This is a genomic window from Aurantibacter sp., from assembly GCF_039941195.1.
GTDB lineage: Bacteria > Bacteroidota > Bacteroidia > Flavobacteriales > Flavobacteriaceae > Aurantibacter_A.
The window spans coordinates 157,973-176,811 of sequence record NZ_JBDVFA010000098.1 but is presented as its reverse complement, the minus strand read 5'-3'; the positions used below and the strand labels follow the sequence as shown (position 1 = coordinate 176,811).

Genomic DNA, 18,839 nt, shown 5'->3' with positions numbered 1-18,839 from the left:
TAGTGTTACTGCTGATGCAAACGGAGTATTATATTTCACACAATTGTTTTTCAACTAAAATTAAAACCAACTTAGACAAACAAATTAAACGATTAGCTTATTTTTTTAGGCCCTCTTTCTTGAAACAAAAGGGGGCTTTTTCAATTTTAATAACCCATTGTGTTGTAAGGATAAAAAGACACTTCGCTTAAATTATTTCACCAAAATGCTCAACAGGTTAATTTAAATCTTCTATCACCTCAATTAACGAATTATATATAAATGGTCCCGTTTCTGGGCCTAAGGAATTTCCTTCGCCATAAGTGTCGCCATGATCATGGTATAGATAAGGTTTTTCTACATCCCATTCACTTTTAGGAATAATGTAGCCAATCTCGTCATTGGAAAGCCCCAAATAGAATTTGTACTTGTCTTTTATGAGCTTTTGTATTGGTGGAATCTCTAAAGGTTGTATTTCAAAATCTCGGCCTTTGGGGGCTTCTACGCCGCCAAAAACAATCTCAGGATAAATTTCTCCTGGAATACTTAAAAATAGCGCTGGGCCAATTCTAATGGCACCTACTTCGGTTCTTTTGTTAAAGTATGCTGGCATTCCCATTTTTATTAGCCCAATTCCACTAGCAATTTTAAAAGTAGTATTGTCTAAATCTGCAAATACCGTTTTTGCGCGGACCGAAATATTGGAAGTGCTTATAGTGTCACCTTCTTTTTTAAGAGCAGCCAATGACATTAATGCTATTTGATCACCTAGCGCTTTTGTTTTTTCATAAGTTGGTTCGGCATATTCAATTCCGGTAAAGGGATTTGCAATAGAAATTGAAGGGTGCGGTGCCATTAAACCACCAATAACCCCAGTGAAATAAATCGCAACTCCGCCTAAACCTTCTTCCATTTTTTCAGTCCCATTATAAACTCCTTTTTCAACAGCCTCTCGAACATAATGTGGAAAATCGGAACTAATTAATAAATTTTGACTCCACAATGTTTCTGGATGATTCGACCAGTTGATGAGAGACCCAAGAGTCTCTTCATTCTCCGCATCCAAAACTTGCATCACATGTATGCCAGTTGCTTTTACAATTGGTTTTCGAGTGTCTTTAATTAGTGTTGAATCTTTGCCAGAAAGATCTTCAGCAAAAACTAATTTTGCAGGACGAAGATTTTTAGCTGCTTCAACAACGGCAGCAACTGTTTGTTCTTTTACATATTCCATCATTTCATCGTTCACCCCGGAATTGAACATATTTTCTCCCCATATGCCAACTAAATCATTACTCTCATGTGTATGAGTTGAAGAAAGCAATGTGTAATCAATTCCTAATTCTTCTGGAATTCTATTTCTAATGTCAATAACATCGCCATGTAAAAAGCCAATAGCATCCATACTAATCATTGCAATTCTACTCTTGCCATCATCTAAAACCATTACACGAGACCAAACATCATCATGTACACCTTGTGCAGGTTTAGCATTGCTCATACCGGCAATCCAATAGGCATCAAACTTTCCATTATTATTGTTGTCGTTATAGGTGTCACCTTCATCTTCACTATACTTGTTGTTTCCGTTGGCATCATTCCAAGTATCAACAATAGTTGGAGTAATGGTTTTTTTTGCAAAACCAGCCTTTATACTATTTTCATTTTTGTTTTCAATCTTTAAATCTATTGCATAATCGGGGTGGCGATCACGCCAATTATATATGAAGATACTACCCACAACAATGATTACGAGTAGTATAAATAATACCGCACCTTTTAAAATTCGTTTTATTGTTTTCATTAATTATAATCTTTTATCGGTCAATTCATTGGCCAATTTAAAATTCAATTCCATTAAATAGTCTCCCATGCTGGGGCCGTACCAACCCATTAATTGGGCTTCATAAGTTTCGAAATAATAATATTTTTGAGGTACAATGTAGCCAAGGTATTGGCCATTAAAACTTGTTAAACTAGAATTGTAACCAGCCACTTCTAAAGCATTTTTTAAATCTATTCCGTATTCGCCACTAAGTTCGTAAGGCATAGCAAGCCATACTAAATCATTTAATCTTACACCTTGTAAATAAATAGTTTGCATGTCTGCCATAAGTTTTTCAGCAACCCATGGTGCAACGCGTCTTCTGTCGGAGATATAGAAAGCTTGTAATTCTGGAATTTCGATTTCTGTGGTAATCGCAGTCATTTTAACAACCGAATCATATTCCATTTTATTGATAACAACTGCCGCTGAATCTGCTAATGTTTCACCGATATATTTGGTCTTTTCATATTTTTCTCCTTTTCCTTTATTGGAATGACTGCCTACGGTACCAGCGAAAAAAAGTGCTAAATCTACGCCCTTAGTTTCTAGACTACGCTGAAAATAACCAGGATAATCACCACTAAGTTTGTCATTCCATGTGGCTATTGTAGTAGCATGTGCTCCAAATATCCCTATAACAGCTTTTCTACCTTCGTTTTGAGAAAAAGAGACAAGGTTCAATTTGTCATTAAGGCGTCCTGTTTCCCCAATAATCCTATTCCGAATTAAATTAGGAACGTGAATAAATCCCGATGAAAATTTTGACTCTTTTTTATCTTTTTTGGCATTTAAAATCAACTGTGTAAATTTCTTTCCTAACCAGGCTACGACTTCAGGCTGGTACTCGCCACCAAAACTTTCACCAACAAATTTTGGTATACAGTTTCCAATACTAGCATGGGTATGAGTAGCACCAAATAAAATATGTTCTCTTGAAATTATTCCTTCTAAATTTTCAGCTACTTTTTGGACCACTAGTTCTGGAATAACTACCATATCGGCACTTAAAAAAACCAATTCCTTACCATTAACTTCTAAAACAATCGCTTTAGCAAATAATGAGTCGTGAACGCCTGTAGCAAATTGCCCATCACCATAACCAGCCATTTTTATAGCACTAAATTCACCTTTGGCAGTATCCGGAGAATCAGCTACTATCTTAGGGCTTATGTTCATGCGTGCAAAACCAGCGAGGAGCTTTCCATTAACGTCTACTTTTTTAAGAAAAGCAGTGTCCATTTTAGCAACGGTATTCTTATAGTAATTGGACTCGAAATATGGGTCAGTAGTAATGGGGTCGGTTAAGACATAGAAAAGTAACAGTAGAATAAAAGCGCATATTCCTAATACACGCAACAATCTTCGCTGCCACTTTTTTGTTTTCATGCCTCAACTATTTGCTTATATTTTAGTAGGATCTATTACCAAATATTTAACCGTTTTACGGTTCCAAGTATATACGAGATGTACTTTGCCATCTTCTGCTTGAATTACTGTAGGATACGAATATTCTTCACCTTCTTTATCTGTAGTTTCACGTAAAGGTTCTAGGTCGATTGCACGATCCCAATTTATTCCATCTTTAGAAACACCTAAACTTAAAGGAACGCGGTCTCCCCAGTTTTTACCAGTTGGATTATAAATAAGTATATGACGCCCATCTTTTAAAGTAACTCCGTCTACTCCAGAATTTGGATTTGGTAATGAAGTAGCTGTCATTTCCCCCCAAGTTACTCCACCATCTTCCGACCAATTCTGGGAAACCACTTCATTCTTAGTTCTGCTAATCAATTGAAGATTGCCATTGCCATGATTTAAAACCACAGGCTGTATAGCTCCAAAGGTGTCAGGGTTGTTAAGTGGTTTGGTTTTGGTCCAAGTTTTTGCAGTATCAATGCTCTTTTCAACATGGATTGTCCATTCGCCAGATTTTGTTTCGTTACTTGAAGGTGATAGTATGGTACCATCAGCCAATTGTATCGGCTGATTTTTTATTGGACCTAAAATTCCATCAGGAAGTTTAATTGGTTCTGACCAAGTTTTGCCGTCATCATTAGACGTCATGTACAAACCCCACCATTCTTGTGGACTGGGACCAACTTTGTAATATAAATACAATGGCTCCCCTTTTGGTTTAAATAATACCGGATTCCAACAAGGGTGCCGGGTGTTTTCATCTTGTACGCCATTAACTACTTCTATTGGTGTAGACCATGAACCATTGGTATTTCGAGAAACCCAAATACCAACATCTTTATTTTTTTCTTCTGTACCTCCAAACCATGAAGCTACAACCGTTCCGTTACTCACTTCAACTGTAGATGCATGACATTCTGGGGTTATAGCATCTGCAATTTCGTAAATAAATTCTTGAGTTAAAACAGCAGGGTGGTCTGTTGAAATTAACGGAGGTAATTCAACTGTCTTTTCTTTACACGACAGAAATAATACTGTAAAGGCAATTAAAAAAGCTACTCTCATTTGATATTGAATTAGGTTGAAAATTAGGATTTAATTTGTCTTCTAGAATTTAATTAGTGACGCCCAAAGACTTTCTAGTTAAAATAATAATAGTCGCTGAAATGTACATCAATAGACCATAAATAGCTGGTACTATAGAAAATTCAGCATTGTTTAAAGCTATAGTAGCCAAAGTTATAGCTAAGGTTCCATTTTGTATTCCTGTTTCTATAGAAATACTAATGGCTTGTTTTCTGTTTAATTTGAATAGTACCGCTAGTAAAAAGCCAATGGTCATCGTGCAAATATTTAATAAAATTGCTGGTAGACCGGCTTCTTTTAAATATGATACTATAACATCTCTTAGGCTCAATGTAATGCCAACAATTACCAATATAAATATGATTGCTGAAATAATTTTAACGGGTTTTTCCATTCTGGAGGCGAAAGTTCCGAATTTGTGTTTAACCCACATACCAATACTTACTGGTATTAAAACAATTACTAGTAATTGTTTTAACATTGTGGGGGCGTCAACACTTATAGCTTGACTTGCACTGGAAAATTCCTCAACTGCGAACTGTACAATTAACGGGATGGTGAATATGGTGAGTATACTAGCTACTGCCGTAAGTGATACGGATAAGGCTAAATCTCCTTTAGCTAAAAATGTCAACATATTGGAAGTAGGACCTCCAGGACATGCAGATAATAACATCACACCGATTGCTGTTGTTGGTGATAATTGTAAAGCAGTTGCTATGGAATAACCAATTAAAGGCAAAATAATTATTTGGCAACACAGCCCAATAATAATGGCTTTTGGAAATTTAAAAACTTGTTTAAAATCGGTTAATGTCAAAGACAACCCCATTCCAAACATGATTATAATGAGCGATATGGCCAGAATGATTCCTACAGTAGAATCCATCAGTTGAGAGTTATAAATTTAGAGGTTACTTACAAAGAAACCCAATAAAACAATAGCCTGTTAATGCTATCTTATTTGTTATGCATTAAATTTTATCATTTTATTTTATTAAATCGTTCCATGATTTCTTTCCAATTTGTAAAGATGATTCCTTCTTCTTCAAAAAATTTAATTAAATCTGGATCAGAAAACATTTGTGATTCCCAAGAGCGTTGTTGCCAAGAACCAGTAATACTTTTCAAGTTTTCAGTAAGTACAGAAGGATGAAAAATAATTTCGGTGAGTCCGGAATCTAATCCTTCAATTAACGTTTTGAAACTGGCCACTTTTTCTTCATATGTTTTTGCATTTGGCGCACTCGTAAAATAATCTAGTTTAGGCATCGAATAGGCTTCCGACATTTTAACCACACTTTCGTCCATGGGATATCCTTTGCTTCTAAATTCCGCTAGAACTTTTGGGTTTGAAATATCAATAATATTTGCAGGAATTCCATATTCCTCAGCAACTTTCATATATACTTTTACATAACTAGGATGGCCAAATAAAGTACCCATATGTGTGTCTATGTGATCAGGTTTATAACCCCATTCGATGGATTGCTCTATTTGTGAGCGAATTTCTTTTTCTACTTCTTCAGCTGATGCATGTTGAACAACTTGAGGTACTTCGTGCCACATTTTTCTTTCCTCATCTATTAAACCAGGTACTTCTTCTTCTGGGGTTATAGTACCCCAGCGGTACGTTTTCCATTCACTCGTTAGCGTTAGGTGTAATCCAACATCCATTTTTGGATTGTTTTTAGCCCAGACAATAAATTCTTCAGCATTTGGACAAGGAATCATTACAGCAGCCGATTGAATAGCACCTTCATTTAACATTTTTTCAGCAGCATCATTGGCTTCTGGGCACATTCCAATATCATCGGCATGAAGCATAATAACCTTTTTACCAGCTGGCCAACCAAGTTTTTCTGCCCAAGTGGTGTTTTCTGAGATTATGGTGTTCTCCTGTGTTTTAGTGGCGATACCTTCTTTTTTCTTTTCGCCACAACTTCCTAAAATTAACGAGCAACATATTATTATTGCAGCCCTACTAACAGCAGTTTTTTTCATAATTATTATTTAAAGGTGTTTTTTAAACCAATTTAATCCGTCATTATAAATTACATCTATTGGAGCATCTCTATGCTTTGCATCATACCAAATTATATCTTTTGGTTCACCCGCTTCATGATAAAGTAATTTGGTCATTGTTGGGGGTACTATTTCGTCATTCTTTGCATTTAACATTAATAATGGACGTGGTGAAATTTGTTTCACAAAATTTAATGGTTCAATTGTTCCAACAAAATCTTTAGCTTCTTTTGAAATCGCCTTTTCTTCAAAAAGTAAATTTAATTGCCCTCCTGCTAAAGCAATAACGGGTACTTTAATTCGATTCTCAACACCACAAAAAATAGTGCCAATAATTCCTCCTAAACTAATTCCGTAATAGCCAATTCTATCTTTATCTAATTCTTTTCTAGTTTCTAAAAAATCAATTGCACGACGTAAATCAAAAACTGTTTGTCTTATTATATTACGTGACCAATATTTATAATCTCCGGTAAAATCGAAATCGTAAAATTCTGCCTTTCGATCTCCATGTTCACTTACATCAATTCTAAGAACAGCGTAGCCATTTTTTAAAAAGAAATCATTCCCATATGCAACATAATCTACTTCTTTATGGTCACCAAGTCCATGAATTAGTAGTATTACAGGAATTTTACTTTTATCAATTTTAGGGACACTTAAAAGTCCAGTTACCTTTTTGTTATGAATGCTTTGATAGGTTACCGACAACAACTTATAATTAGCAGTATCAATAATAGTTTGAACTGAATCTTTTAAGGGAACAGCTTTATCATAATTGTAATAGGTGCTAATTGGTACAGTTTTACTCGTATTATTTACAGATTTGAAAAGAGCATATGCAACAATTAAAATTGCTGCAATTATTAAGAACCCATTTCGAAAAAGCTTAGAGTATTTCATCATCATCGGCTAGATACATTCTTGTACTTTTTGTGTACGAACCGCCATTGTCATCAGTATATTCTAAATCGATATAAAATGCTTTGTATCCTTTCTTTGGAAAAGATATTTTTTGCATTGTTTCTGTTCCTTCCGCTGGCGTAATTTTAATCGATGTCCATTCTTCATCTCTAAAATCGCGATCCTCAGAATCTGCCGACCATAAATAAGCATTTTTGAAATCTTCTGAATTAGAGGTTACTGATAGGGTAGCCGACTCTGCGTCAGAATTAATAGAATAGTTAAGTTGTTCATATGGTTTTTTAGCCAATGCATGACCCCAAAAACTACTTAATGAATTTATTGCGCTTTCACCACCATCTAAATTATGACCAGCATTTGGCGTATAATGAATGTAGTTTTCGCCAGGGATATCTTCAATGTAATTTTTAACCGCATCTACAGGCCAATACTCGTCATTGGTGCCGATGAAAATAAGTTTAGGCATAGTAAGCTTATCTCTATATGAATAAGGATCTATCATTTGAGTTAATGCATTACCGTCTTTGGTTTTTACCGTTTGTGGAATTTCAAGTTTTATATAATCGTTAATTTGAACACTGTACTCATTCCATGCTGTAAGATGATAATCCAGACTAACAGGCATATTCAAAACATCAATTACCATTGGGCCAATCGCCTCTACTCTTGAGTCACTCGCACCTGTAAGCCAAGTTGTCCATCCTCTTTTTGATGCTCCTGCAACAGTAAAACGAGTAATGTCTTTATTTAAATTTTTATTGGAAAATTCTTGTATGGCATCCATACCACGCACAGCGCTTTTTACCATTGGGAAAAGCAAAGGCCAAGTCAAATCTTTATCTTGTTTGTAATTGTGTAAAGTATAAGAAATTAGTTGGTCCTCTACAAGGTCTCCTTCGTAAAGTGGTTGCATTGGTACTTGTCGAATAATTGCAACAACAGCCTTGTTTTTCTCTGCAACTAAAGACATAGGTCCTGTTTCATCAAGGTCATCTTCAGGTGTCCATTTTGGCAATCCATCTTTTAAATGTCCTCCTGTAATAAATAATAAGGCTCCATCATATTTTATTTCTTTTGGGACTAATATTGTTAATTGATGTTTCCAAACATGTTCTCTCCAAGTTTGTGAGGTTAATAGCAAATTATGTGCCGTTACATCACCAATTTCAAAGGAGTCTTTGAGTTCCCATTGGTAAGAATCATCAGCAGTTTTTAAATAACTTTCTAATGCATTTTCTGGAGTAACTTCAACTTCAGCTGTTGTTTCTTCTATTTCTTTTTTAATATTATCTCGACAAGATGTCAAAAATACTATAGCCAAGGCCAGAACAATTTTAAGTGCTATTTTCATTTTATATTAATTTAATTTATGTGGTTTTGGATTGTTTTTAATCATTTCTAAAAGTGTTGTAATTAAAATTTCACCAGTCATTTCTCCCAAACTTGTACGACTTACGTAGTTGTATTTTTCAAAACTATTAAAGTCTTCTTTGGTTAAAATATAACCAAGTGCATCGTTAGTTAATCCAAATAGAAACGGACTTTTAGTTGGCATTTTTCGTTTTAAATAGTAACCAATATTCGGTAGTGCTTCGCCAGGAATGGTTAAGATTTGTGCTGAACCTATATTTAATAAATTTAGTGTGGTGGTAATTGTTCCTTCATCAGAAGTTGCAATACTTAAGGGTGAGTTTTCTAGAATAAAACGCATCATTGCAGAATCTACAGGAAAACTAACCTTTTTATTTGAACAGAAAATATCTGGGTTTTCTTGAATGGGCGCACTAGCAATTATGCGTATGGCCTCGTCGGCTAATAAATACCCTATTCGCTTACATTCCTCCCAATCATTGGCTTCGTTACCATCATCAAGTCTATTATCTGCTGTAACCATGCCTCCTTGGGCACCATTCATAAAAATGGCCATACTGCCGGTTTTTTCTTCAATACGATCATATAAAGGCCCAACCAAATCAGGACTTAAAATTCCCCTGCTGCTTCCAATTACTTCAGGATGTATCGCATAATTTACTAGAGTGACGATTGTTTTGTTTTTGTGTTTACCTTTAATTCCTACAGCTTGAATTACACCGCATCTTGGATCGTACAATTCTGAGGCGTAGTAGTTATAAGCAATTTTTCCTTCTGCTTTCGCAACTGCAATTTTAAGTTTAGCAGGTTCTCTATTAGTATAAGCTTCATTTATTGCATCAGCAACTTGTATGGTACACCATTCAAGATACTCTAAGTCTGCTGCGTGATTTCCATTTGCATCTGGAAAAGCATAGGCGTCTGGTGCGCTATGTGTATGTGTAGCTCCAATTAATATATTATTAAAAGGAATGTCTTTGACAAGCTTTCTAGATTTATTGCCTAGCGCTGCTGGCCAACCTAAATTATCAATATTAACTATTGCTATTTTTTCATTGCCTTTTTCAAAAACCATAGCTCTAACCGAGAGTTCTCCTTTTTTAGTCTTGACTGGTTTTGGAGCACTTACACCTCCCGAAACAGCAATTAAAGGATTGGGTGTTAAAATTCTTTTAGCGGAACCAACAAAAAGTTCTTGGGAATGCAGCGGAATATTCAATATTAAAAAGAGGCTATTCAATAGAAACGGCAAATAAAACTTCTTTTTGGAGATAAAATTCGATTTCATTTTGCTTAAAACAAGTATTAGAATATTGTTTATATGGTAAAATTAAATGGAATTATTTATAGTGAAGGTTAAAATTTCACGCATAATTAACAAAATAGCTGAAATATTATGAGAAATTTCACAATATTTTTGATTCAAGTCAAATTTTAGATTTAATAATTACATAACTAAAAGTTAAAACCGAAGTCTAAAAATAGTTTCAGTTTTACACCGCTTTAAAATAGAACCTGTTATGAACACATCAAATACAAAAGTACTTTTAGGATTGTTAGTATGCTTCTTTTTCATACTATCTTCCTGTAGTTCTGACGACGATACCAATACCGGAATCATACCTTTTACAGCAGACATTTTTCATAGTGTTAATGGTAAAGCGGTGGCTTTTCAGGGTATTACAAATAACGCTTCTAGTTGGAGTTGGGATTTTGGTGATGGAAGTACTAGTAATCAGAAAAATCCTATTCATACATACACAGAAGGGGGTTACTACACGGCAGTTTTAACTGCTGCAGACGAAACAGGAGCAACTTTAGTAAAAGAAGTTGAACTTGCTATTGATATAACTCCATATGTATTGCTGACAGGAGGAGCAACAGCAGAATCAGGTAAAACCTGGAAACTATCAAGTGCTCATTCAGAGGGAGATTATTTTGCTAACGCTGATGCAGAACTTTCTGCATTTGATGGAGCACCAGCACCTCTTCCTGCTGGGATCTTTGGTGCTGGCTTGGGAATGGGAGAAGTTTATGAAGATGAATTTACTTTTTTCTTCGATGGTAATTATGAGCAAGATGTAAAAGCTGATGGGGCAGTATTTAGCGGTTTGCTTTATCAATTTGTTACTACAGGAGGAGCAGGAATAGTAAATGATGGGGGTGCTGATTTCGGACTTTGTACTGGAGTGTTTACTCCTGAAGCTGCCACGTTTACTTACGCAGAAAGTGAAAACATGACCGTTTCATCTGTTTATGGCCCTGGTGGAATGCTAACCTATAATGGAGTTAGTACGCTTGATTTTTCTGGCGAGGCCTTTATTGGTCTTAAAGATTTTGAACAGAAAGTTATTATCCAAGAATTAACGGATAATACGATGAGGTTAGTTCTGTTTTTAGCTGCATCACAAGATTTTATCGGTGTAAATACCAATGCTGTTATTTTGACTTTTGAAGTTGTCAAATAGCCTTTAAACTACCAAATCAATCAAAAATGATAACAAATACACGAAATTAAATATGGATACGCATAATCACTTCCAAAATAAAGTCGCTCGATATTCGGCATGTTTATCTTTTGTACTATTTCTTTTATTTAGTTCCTATATAAGTGCGCAAACCGTTACTGGGACAGTTTCTTCCGCGGCAGATGGTATGCCCTTACCGGGAGTTACAGTATTAATTAAAGGAACTACAAGTGGTACTTCTGCTGATTTTGATGGTAATTACACAATAGATATTCCTGATGCAAATAGTACCCTAGTATTTTCTTATTTAGGTTTCGAAGCACAAGACATTGAAGTGGCGGGTAGAACAACTATTAATGTAGTAATGAATGAAGATGCCCAAGCATTAGATGAGGTTGTGGTTACAGCCCTTGGGATTAAAAGAGAAGAAAAATCATTAGGATATTCAGTTGAAAATGTGGCAGCTGAAGAATTAACAAGAGTGGCGCAGGAGAATGTTTTGAATTCACTTTCTGGTAAAGTAGCTGGGGTTACTTTAAATAATACCGGTGGAGCTGGATCATCAGTGAGTATGGTAATTAGAGGAGCTATTTCATTAAGCTCGGATAACCAACCTTTATTTGTTGTTGATGGTGTTCCAATTGCGAATACTTTAAATAATATTGGAGGTTTTGGTGATCGAAATCCAGTGGATTATGGGAATGCAATATCCGATTTAGATCCACAAAGTATTGAAAATGTCAGTATTCTAAAAGGGCCAAGTGCGGCTGCTTTGTATGGTTCTCGTGCCGGTAATGGCGTAGTTTTAATTACTACTAAAAAAGCAAAGGATAAGGAAAAAATGAAGGTGAATTTCACTTCAAATACTGTTTTTGATGTTCCTTACAGATACTTAGATACACAATCTCAATTCGCAAATGGATATTTTTCTTTCTCGCCTGAATCACAAGGTGGCAGTTATATTCTACCGGACGTAATACCTGCTGGAGGTAATGGTGGACCAGAATTAGATAAAGGATACTATGCTGTACAATGGAATTCTCCATTAGATGCAAATGGAGTGCCAATTCCTACAGAACTGGTGTCATATCCTGATAATGTTAAAGAATTTGTTCAAACAGGAATAACCACTACAAATAGCATAACAATTACAAATAGCACAGAAGCACTTAATTATCGCATGGGTGTGACTGCATTGGATAATACTGGAATTATTCCAAACTCTGATTTTAAACGTAATAGTTTTTCACTTTCAGCATCATCCAAGTTCAGTGATAAATTAGAAGCTAGTACTAATGTAAATGTGGTACATGGTTATGCTGATAATAGACCAGCGTCCAATAGAGGAACTAATCCATTGCAGGCTGCTTATAGCGTTCCTGCAAATATTAATATTTTGGATGTAAAAGATTACAAATTACCAGGTACCGATATTTATAACTTTTCAAGTGATTACTCAAATCCATGGTTTTTAGCTAATGAGGTAAACAATAGTTTTTCGAGATTTAGAGTCTATGGAAATTTTGCTTTGGACTGGAAGGTTTCTCCATCATTTAATATTAGAACTAGTTATAATCTAAATAGTTTTAATCAAACTCAAGAAACTAAAATGGCGCCGGGCTATAACCGTGAAACTAATAACGGTACGTATGGTATAGCAAAAACGGATGGATTGGAAACTAATATTGATTTGTTAGCTAGTTATAATAAGGATTTAGGTGATTTTGATATGACGATATCCGCGGGCGGGAATTTAATGTACCAAAAGAATAATGGTTTAATAAATTCTGCAGCTACAGGTGCAGGGCTAATTGTACCGAACCTCTTTACAGTAGATAATATTGCTCCAGCTACTTTGAATTATTCTAGTTATACAACTGAGAGAGGAATTAATAGTGTTTATGGTTTAGCTAACTTCGGATTTAAGGATATGTTATACTTAGATGTAACTGCTCGTAATGATTGGTCGAGTACTTTACCTGTTGATAACCGTTCTTATTTCTATCCATCTGCTTCATTAAGCTTATTGGTGAGTGAATTAGTGAGTATTCCCAAAGTAGATTTACTAAAAGTAAGAGCAGGTTGGGCAAGAGTAGGTAACGATACTAGCCCATATCAATTAAGCTCTTATTTTAATAACAATGGTCAATGGGAAAATGCAGTTTTATATAGTGGTCAAAGTGGTTTAAATACACCTAATCTAGAACCAGAAGAAGCAACTTCTCAAGAAATTGGTATTGATTTAAATATGTTCTCGAACCGACTTCGTTTTGAAGGTACATATTACACTGTAGAAAATAGAAATCAAATTGTACCTAATATTCCTATTCCTGGGTCATCGGGTTATAATAGTGTTAGTATTAATGCAGGTGTTTTGGAAAGTAAAGGTCTAGAGCTTTCATTAGGTTTTACACCAGTTCGTACGGAGAATTTTAATTGGGATGTAAATTTAAATTATACGACCAATGAATCGACCATATTAGAATTATCTGATGGTGTCGATTATATAGAATTTTGGAGTGAAAACAAAAGTGTTTCAAGAGGTTATGTGGCAAATGCAGCAACTGGTGAAGATGGTTTAGTAGGCAATATTTACTCGCCGTTAATAAAAAGAGTTACTGATGTAAATTCACCATATTACAATTATCCATTATTGGGTTCAGGTGAAGATGCTGAGTGGCTCGCGCAAGACGAACGTGTAAAAGTTGGTAATTATAATCCTGATTTTGTAATGGGTTTACAAACAACCTTATCATACAAAAACCTTTCTTTAAACTTGACATTTGATTGGCGTTCAGGTGGACAGTACATGTCGCAAACCAGCAGATACATGGTTGAGGATGGATATGGACAACAAATATTAAATAATCTTATAAACCCTGGTATTTCTGAACCCGGACCAGAATTGAAACAATGGGTTTTGGATAACGCAGATTTACTAATTTATGGTGAAAACTTCTTGTCTATTGGTGGTCCACCAAGCAATGGAGGTTTTGCTCAAGATTTAGGGGGAAGTGTTGTTTATGATGGTATTTTTAACGCGGGGGTTGTAGGAACGCATGATGAGAATGGTAATTTTATATTAGAATCTGAAAATTTAGGAGAAGCAGGCACCGCTTTTATTCCATTTTCAGTTGCCAACCCATGGGACTTTGGTACACCGCATATGTTTGATGCAGATTATGTGAAACTTAGAGAGGTGTCATTGTCTTATGATTTGCCTTCAAAATTTATAGAAAGAACCGCCATAGATAATTTGAGTGTTTCTCTTTATAGTAGAAATATAATGTTATGGACTAAAGACTCTGAATTTGGAATAGATCCAGAACGTGCTTTTCAAGCCGAAACAAGTTCAGGGAACAGAGGTACACAATTTAAACAAGGTATAGAAAGATATAATGTAGATCCATGGTTAGTTCCAATAGGAATTAAAATCGGAATCACATTTTAATAAAATTTAAACTGACATCGCTATGAACAATGCTAATAACAATAAAATAGCCCTATTGGTTTTAGGTCTTATTCTTTTAGTCTCTTGTCACGGACTAGAAGATTTGAACGAAAACCCTAATCAAATTGGTTCAGAAAATGTGGATCCCAATCTACTCCTGCCAACCGTAATTAATGGTGCGGGTAAAGCTGTAGTTAGCTTGGGCTTTGGAGACATTGCTGGGGTAATGCAACACACACAAAAGGATGGTTGGTCTAGTGGACATAATGCCTATGATTGGAGTAACGATTCTCATAGTTGGAATGGTTACTATACTTTATTGACGAATAATAAAAACATGATAGAAAAGGCAGAGGCTGATGAACTAGAATTTCATCAAGGTGCAGGACTAGTTATGAAGTCTTTCCTATTTGGTTTAATAACAGATTTATGGGGTGATGCACCTTATTCTGAAGCTCTAAGAGGTAATGAAGGAGCAGAATTTTTTGATGCAGTATTTGATGATCAAAGGTCAATTTATGAAGGTATTTTGATGGATTTAGAAACTGCGAATTCATTGCTATCTAAAGATCAAGGGTCATATTTTAGTATACAAGCTGATCAGGATATTTTATTTGGAGGGGATGTTGCTAAATGGAGAAAATTTGCCAATTCATTGGCTTTACGATATTATATGCGCTTATCGGTTAAGGAGCCAGCTTGGGCAGAGCAAGGGATAAAAAAGATTTTACAAAACCCACAATTATATCCATTAATTATAGATGCAGCAGATGATGCGAACATGGCTTATGTTGGAAATACAAGTGTCGATTCTTGGCCTACAAACACAAAGTTTGATTCAGATTCGCAGGGGTCTTATTTTAGAATAAAAATGGGGGCAACTTTAGTTGACGAATTGCAAGCATTGAATGACCCTCGATTAGGCGTATGGGCAAATCAAATTGACATCCCTCTTGTTTTGGATGCTGGGGCTCCTGATGGAACTGATTATGTAGAAGATGGAGAACGACATGTTTCACAAGATATAGTTGATGCATATGAGGATATTGTAGGCTTTCCTGTTGATTATGATAAAGAGTATGTAGGCTTGCCCACCGGTATGACATTCGGTATTGCTTATAATTTAAGTGAAAATCTAAATCAAGGAGCACTTAATTTACATGTTTCTCAATTAAATGATATTTATAAAGAAGCTAGTGGTGATTTATTACAAGCCCGTTTAATTTCTGCAGCTGAAGTCAATTTTATTAAAGCGGAAGCTGCAACTAAAGGTTGGGCGAATGGTGCAGTATCAGGCTATTATAATGAAGCAATAAAACAATCCTTTAATGCTTGGGGAGTTGGTGACGCATATAACGACTACATTGCTGGTCCTGCGGCTTACACCGAACCAGACGATATACTAAAGCAAAAATGGATTGCAAACTGGTCGTCTGCGGCAGAAGCCTGGTTCGATTATAGAAGAACAGGAATTCCTGATTTACAAGCGGGAGCCGCTGCAAAAAGACCTGCGCTACCTTTACGCTTTTACTATCATATAGACGAAATAGATAATAACGCAACTAATGCAGATGCCGCAATAGGAAGATTGGAAACCACAGCATTTAAAGGTGATGATGCAACTAACAACAGTGCTTGGTCTAAAATGTGGCTTTTACAAGGCACCAATAAGCCCTATTAAATTTGTAGCTTAAAATAATAACCAAACGAACTTGATAAAAACCAGTTCAATTTAAGGAGGTTTCACATATGTAAAACCTCCTTTTTATTTGCAACCTTTTATTGTTTTTATCTGTGTTTTAAGATTTAAATATTTGAATTATTACTAGAATGGGTAAAATTCTATAGGATTACTTCAACATTGTTGTGGCATAAGTTTTAGTTGTATACTTAATTTGTTTAAACACTAATAGTTAATTATGAAATTGCCATTAAAAGGAATTATTCCTCCGATGATTACGCCTCTATTGGAAAATAGAGAACTAGACAGTATTGGTTTAAAAAGTATAATTGAACATTTGATTGAAGGTGGTGTTCATGGTATATTTTTGTTAGGAACTAATGGGGAAGGACCCAGTTTAAGCTATAGAATAAGAAAACAATTAATTTCTGAGGCTTGCGAAATTATTAATGGTAGAGTGCCAGTATTAGTTGGAATAACCGATACTTCTTTAGAGGGTACTTTGGATATTGCAAGTTATTCAAAGGAGGCTGGAGTAGATGTTTTGGTTGTAGCACCACCATATTATTTTCCAATTTCGGAAGAGGAGATGATTGAATATTTATCAATTTTAACGCCACAATTACCCTTGCCTTTTCTTTTGTATAATATTCCAAGTTGTACAAAACTGCACTTAAAGGTAAATATTGTTAAGAAAGCTAGAGAGTTGGGTGCTATTGGAGTGAAGGATAGTTCAGGAGATATGGAATCCTTATATGAAATTATTGAAGCGTTTAAAGATGATCCTGAATTTTCAATTATTGTAGGAAATGAACTTTTTATTTCTGAGGCAATGGCTAAAGGAGCCCATGGAGCGGTTGCAGGAGGTGCAAATTTTAGTCCAAAAACCTTTGTTGAACTATACCAAGCATGTGTAAATAAAGATGAACTCGCTATAAATGAACTTAGAAAAAAAGTATATGCTATTGATGAAAATATATATCATATAAATAATACGCCAACTAGCAGTATCAAAGCAATTAAAGGTTCATTGGCAATAATGGGTGTTTGTAACGATTATATGGCTGTACCATTGCAGAAACTTTCTCATGAACAAAGTAACATTGTAAAGAGGAATTTATTTAAAATAGAAGGGAGTCTAATAAAGTAAATCGAAATTATATATAACGATGGATAAAATTAGAATGCAAAGGCTAGGCGTTGTAATCGTGATTTTATCCATCGTTTTATTGGCTACTATTTTTCATTTTCCGATACATTTTGAAAATGCTTTAACATTACTACCTGAAGCCGATTTTGATGTAAAAATAGCATTTTGGCGTGTTTTTTTTGAGCCTTTTTTAGGGCTGATATTATTCTTAAATAGATCATTATACGTATTAGAAGAATTGCCTTATGCCTTAATGTGGCTACTTATTGCATACCTGGTTTATTGCATGATTAAATTTTTTGGAAATAGCGTTAATCGCAAAAAGTTTATAATTTATAAAATTGTAAACGTGCCTATTGTTTTGGGTATTTGCTTTGCAATTTTTGTTTTAATCCTCTTTATCCCTCTGCCAAATAATACAATTGTAAACAACTCCAAAAATTCTGTTTTAGTGACAACACATGCTCATACCGAGTACAGTCACGATGGACTAATTTCACAAGAGAAAATGATGCAGTGGCATAAAAGAAATGGATTTGATGCCTTTTTTATTACAGACCATGCAAACCATAAGAAAACTTTAGAGCTTGTTAAGAATCAGAAAAAAATTAAAAAGTTAGATGCTCCTTTGGTAATGGTTGGAGAAGAGTTTTCAGGTAGTAACCATATGAGTTTACTTGGACTGAGTGGTACATTTGAAACCAAAGGGATGACTGATAAAGCGGTAATAGACTCGGTGCATAAATATGGTGGAGCTGTTATTATTAATCATTGGTTTGACGGGAAAGGAAAAGATATAGAGGTGTATCAACGGCTAGGCGTTGATGGCTTTGAAATTGAAAATACAGCGACTGACCTATATTACGATAGAGAAATTTTTGAAACAATTAGAAACTTTTGTGAAGAACATAAATTAACCATGATTGGAGGTCTGGATTTTCATGGTTATGGTAGGGCTTGTTCTTTATACAATGCATTTGAAATTGAGAATTGGAGTAATTTAGATGTTGGCACAAAAGAACAAACAATTTTGTCCATTTTAAAAAGTGGGACTCAAGAAAACATTAAAATTTTAGTATATAAAGACCGCCCTTTTTATACTAAAACTAATTTGGCTTTTAGACCTTTTGCAACTGCAGTAAATTATTTTAGAACTTTAAATATATGGCAAGTAGTGTCTTGGATTGCTTGGTTGTTAATATTTCAATATTTAATAACTAGAATAAAAAAAGTTTCGAACATCAAATGTAGTGGACTATTTATATTGGCAGGTATAAGTTCCATATTTATGATTGTTTTAGCCATTAATTATTTTCTTAAAGGAGAAGCTGTAATAGGGTATAGTAAAGTGTATAAAGAATATAGTTTACTGCTTGGGCCAATGGGACTTATACTTCTGTTCTATTCTGGGATAGTAGCATATTTTCGATTTTTCAGACTAAAAAACACCTTGTAAATCT

At 34.9% G+C, this 18,839-nt stretch carries 13 protein-coding genes; 5 read left to right on the top strand and 8 right to left on the bottom strand.

Features of this window, described 5'->3' with window-relative positions; translation table 11 throughout:
• Window positions 1-217 precede the first annotated feature (217 nt).
• The 8 genes from ABJF52_RS17140 to ABJF52_RS17105 all read right to left on the bottom strand — a co-directional run bounded on the left by ABJF52_RS17140 (window position 218) and on the right by ABJF52_RS17105 (window position 9,917).
• Window positions 218-1,783, bottom strand: a complete 1,566-nt coding sequence (locus ABJF52_RS17140) for a hypothetical protein (RefSeq protein ID WP_348153091.1) — start codon at window positions 1,781-1,783, stop codon at window positions 218-220.
• Between the two features lie 3 nt (window positions 1,784-1,786).
• Complete coding sequence (locus ABJF52_RS17135) at window positions 1,787-3,193, bottom strand: neutral/alkaline non-lysosomal ceramidase N-terminal domain-containing protein (protein ID WP_348153089.1); 1,407 nt, start codon at window positions 3,191-3,193, stop codon at window positions 1,787-1,789.
• Window positions 3,194-3,208: 15 nt separating this feature from the next.
• Window positions 3,209-4,288, bottom strand: a complete 1,080-nt coding sequence (locus ABJF52_RS17130) for a sialidase family protein (RefSeq protein ID WP_348153086.1) — start codon at window positions 4,286-4,288, stop codon at window positions 3,209-3,211.
• 49 nt (window positions 4,289-4,337) lie between these two features.
• On the bottom strand, window positions 4,338-5,198 hold the full coding sequence (locus ABJF52_RS17125) for a bile acid:sodium symporter family protein (protein WP_348153083.1): 861 nt from the start codon (window positions 5,196-5,198) through the stop codon (window positions 4,338-4,340).
• Between the two features lie 95 nt (window positions 5,199-5,293).
• Window positions 5,294-6,313: a polysaccharide deacetylase family protein gene (locus ABJF52_RS17120; protein ID WP_348153081.1), complete on the bottom strand. Its 1,020-nt coding sequence runs from the start codon at window positions 6,311-6,313 to the stop codon at window positions 5,294-5,296.
• 9 nt (window positions 6,314-6,322) lie between these two features.
• Entirely contained in the window at window positions 6,323-7,237 is a 915-nt protein-coding gene (locus tag ABJF52_RS17115) for an alpha/beta fold hydrolase (RefSeq protein ID WP_348153078.1), read from the bottom strand.
• The gene (locus tag ABJF52_RS17110) at window positions 7,224-8,609 is read right to left on the bottom strand and encodes a PhoPQ-activated protein PqaA family protein (RefSeq protein ID WP_348153077.1); all 1,386 of its coding nucleotides are present in this window, start codon (window positions 8,607-8,609) and stop codon (window positions 7,224-7,226) included. The genes ABJF52_RS17115 and ABJF52_RS17110 overlap by 14 nt, the downstream gene beginning before the upstream one ends.
• A 6-nt stretch (window positions 8,610-8,615) precedes the next feature.
• Entirely contained in the window at window positions 8,616-9,917 is a 1,302-nt protein-coding gene (locus tag ABJF52_RS17105) for a hypothetical protein (RefSeq protein ID WP_348153074.1), read from the bottom strand.
• A gap of 232 nt (window positions 9,918-10,149) precedes the next feature.
• Here ABJF52_RS17105 and ABJF52_RS17100 point away from each other — a divergent pair, with 232 nt between their 5' ends.
• The 5 genes from ABJF52_RS17100 to ABJF52_RS17080 all read left to right on the top strand — a co-directional run bounded on the left by ABJF52_RS17100 (window position 10,150) and on the right by ABJF52_RS17080 (window position 18,835).
• Entirely contained in the window at window positions 10,150-11,097 is a 948-nt protein-coding gene (locus ABJF52_RS17100; RefSeq protein WP_348153071.1) for a PKD domain-containing protein, read from the top strand.
• A gap of 52 nt (window positions 11,098-11,149) precedes the next feature.
• Window positions 11,150-14,548 (top strand): SusC/RagA family TonB-linked outer membrane protein, encoded by a 3,399-nt coding sequence (locus ABJF52_RS17095; protein WP_348153069.1) that lies wholly within the window; start codon window positions 11,150-11,152, stop codon window positions 14,546-14,548.
• Between the two features lie 22 nt (window positions 14,549-14,570).
• Window positions 14,571-16,229 (top strand): SusD/RagB family nutrient-binding outer membrane lipoprotein, encoded by a 1,659-nt coding sequence (locus ABJF52_RS17090; RefSeq protein WP_348153066.1) that lies wholly within the window; start codon window positions 14,571-14,573, stop codon window positions 16,227-16,229.
• A 238-nt stretch (window positions 16,230-16,467) separates the two neighbouring features.
• Window positions 16,468-17,379 carry a dihydrodipicolinate synthase family protein gene (locus ABJF52_RS17085; RefSeq protein ID WP_348153064.1) on the top strand — a complete coding sequence of 304 codons (912 nt, stop codon included), beginning with the start codon at window positions 16,468-16,470 and terminating at the stop codon, window positions 17,377-17,379.
• A 19-nt stretch (window positions 17,380-17,398) separates the two neighbouring features.
• Window positions 17,399-18,835 carry a PHP domain-containing protein gene (locus ABJF52_RS17080; protein WP_348153061.1) on the top strand — a complete coding sequence of 479 codons (1,437 nt, stop codon included), beginning with the start codon at window positions 17,399-17,401 and terminating at the stop codon, window positions 18,833-18,835.
• The last annotated feature ends 4 nt before the right edge of the window (window positions 18,836-18,839 follow it).

Bases quoted from the DNA above. Each gene is read 5' to 3' on its own strand.
- ABJF52_RS17140 (WP_348153091.1), bottom strand. From the start codon at position 1,783: ATGAAAACAATAAAACGAATTTTAAAAGGTGCGGTATTATTTATACTA.
- ABJF52_RS17135 (WP_348153089.1), bottom strand. From the start codon at position 3,193: ATGAAAACAAAAAAGTGGCAGCGAAGATTGTTGCGTGTATTAGGAATA.
- ABJF52_RS17130 (WP_348153086.1), bottom strand. From the start codon at position 4,288: ATGAGAGTAGCTTTTTTAATTGCCTTTACAGTATTATTTCTGTCGTGT.
- ABJF52_RS17125 (WP_348153083.1), bottom strand. From the start codon at position 5,198: ATGGATTCTACTGTAGGAATCATTCTGGCCATATCGCTCATTATAATC.
- ABJF52_RS17120 (WP_348153081.1), bottom strand. From the start codon at position 6,313: ATGAAAAAAACTGCTGTTAGTAGGGCTGCAATAATAATATGTTGCTCG.
- ABJF52_RS17115 (WP_348153078.1), bottom strand. From the start codon at position 7,237: ATGAAATACTCTAAGCTTTTTCGAAATGGGTTCTTAATAATTGCAGCA.
- ABJF52_RS17110 (WP_348153077.1), bottom strand. From the start codon at position 8,609: ATGAAAATAGCACTTAAAATTGTTCTGGCCTTGGCTATAGTATTTTTG.
- ABJF52_RS17105 (WP_348153074.1), bottom strand. From the start codon at position 9,917: ATGAAATCGAATTTTATCTCCAAAAAGAAGTTTTATTTGCCGTTTCTA.
- ABJF52_RS17100 (WP_348153071.1), top strand. From the start codon at position 10,150: ATGAACACATCAAATACAAAAGTACTTTTAGGATTGTTAGTATGCTTC.
- ABJF52_RS17095 (WP_348153069.1), top strand. From the start codon at position 11,150: ATGGATACGCATAATCACTTCCAAAATAAAGTCGCTCGATATTCGGCA.
- ABJF52_RS17090 (WP_348153066.1), top strand. From the start codon at position 14,571: ATGAACAATGCTAATAACAATAAAATAGCCCTATTGGTTTTAGGTCTT.
- ABJF52_RS17085 (WP_348153064.1), top strand. From the start codon at position 16,468: ATGAAATTGCCATTAAAAGGAATTATTCCTCCGATGATTACGCCTCTA.
- ABJF52_RS17080 (WP_348153061.1), top strand. From the start codon at position 17,399: ATGGATAAAATTAGAATGCAAAGGCTAGGCGTTGTAATCGTGATTTTA.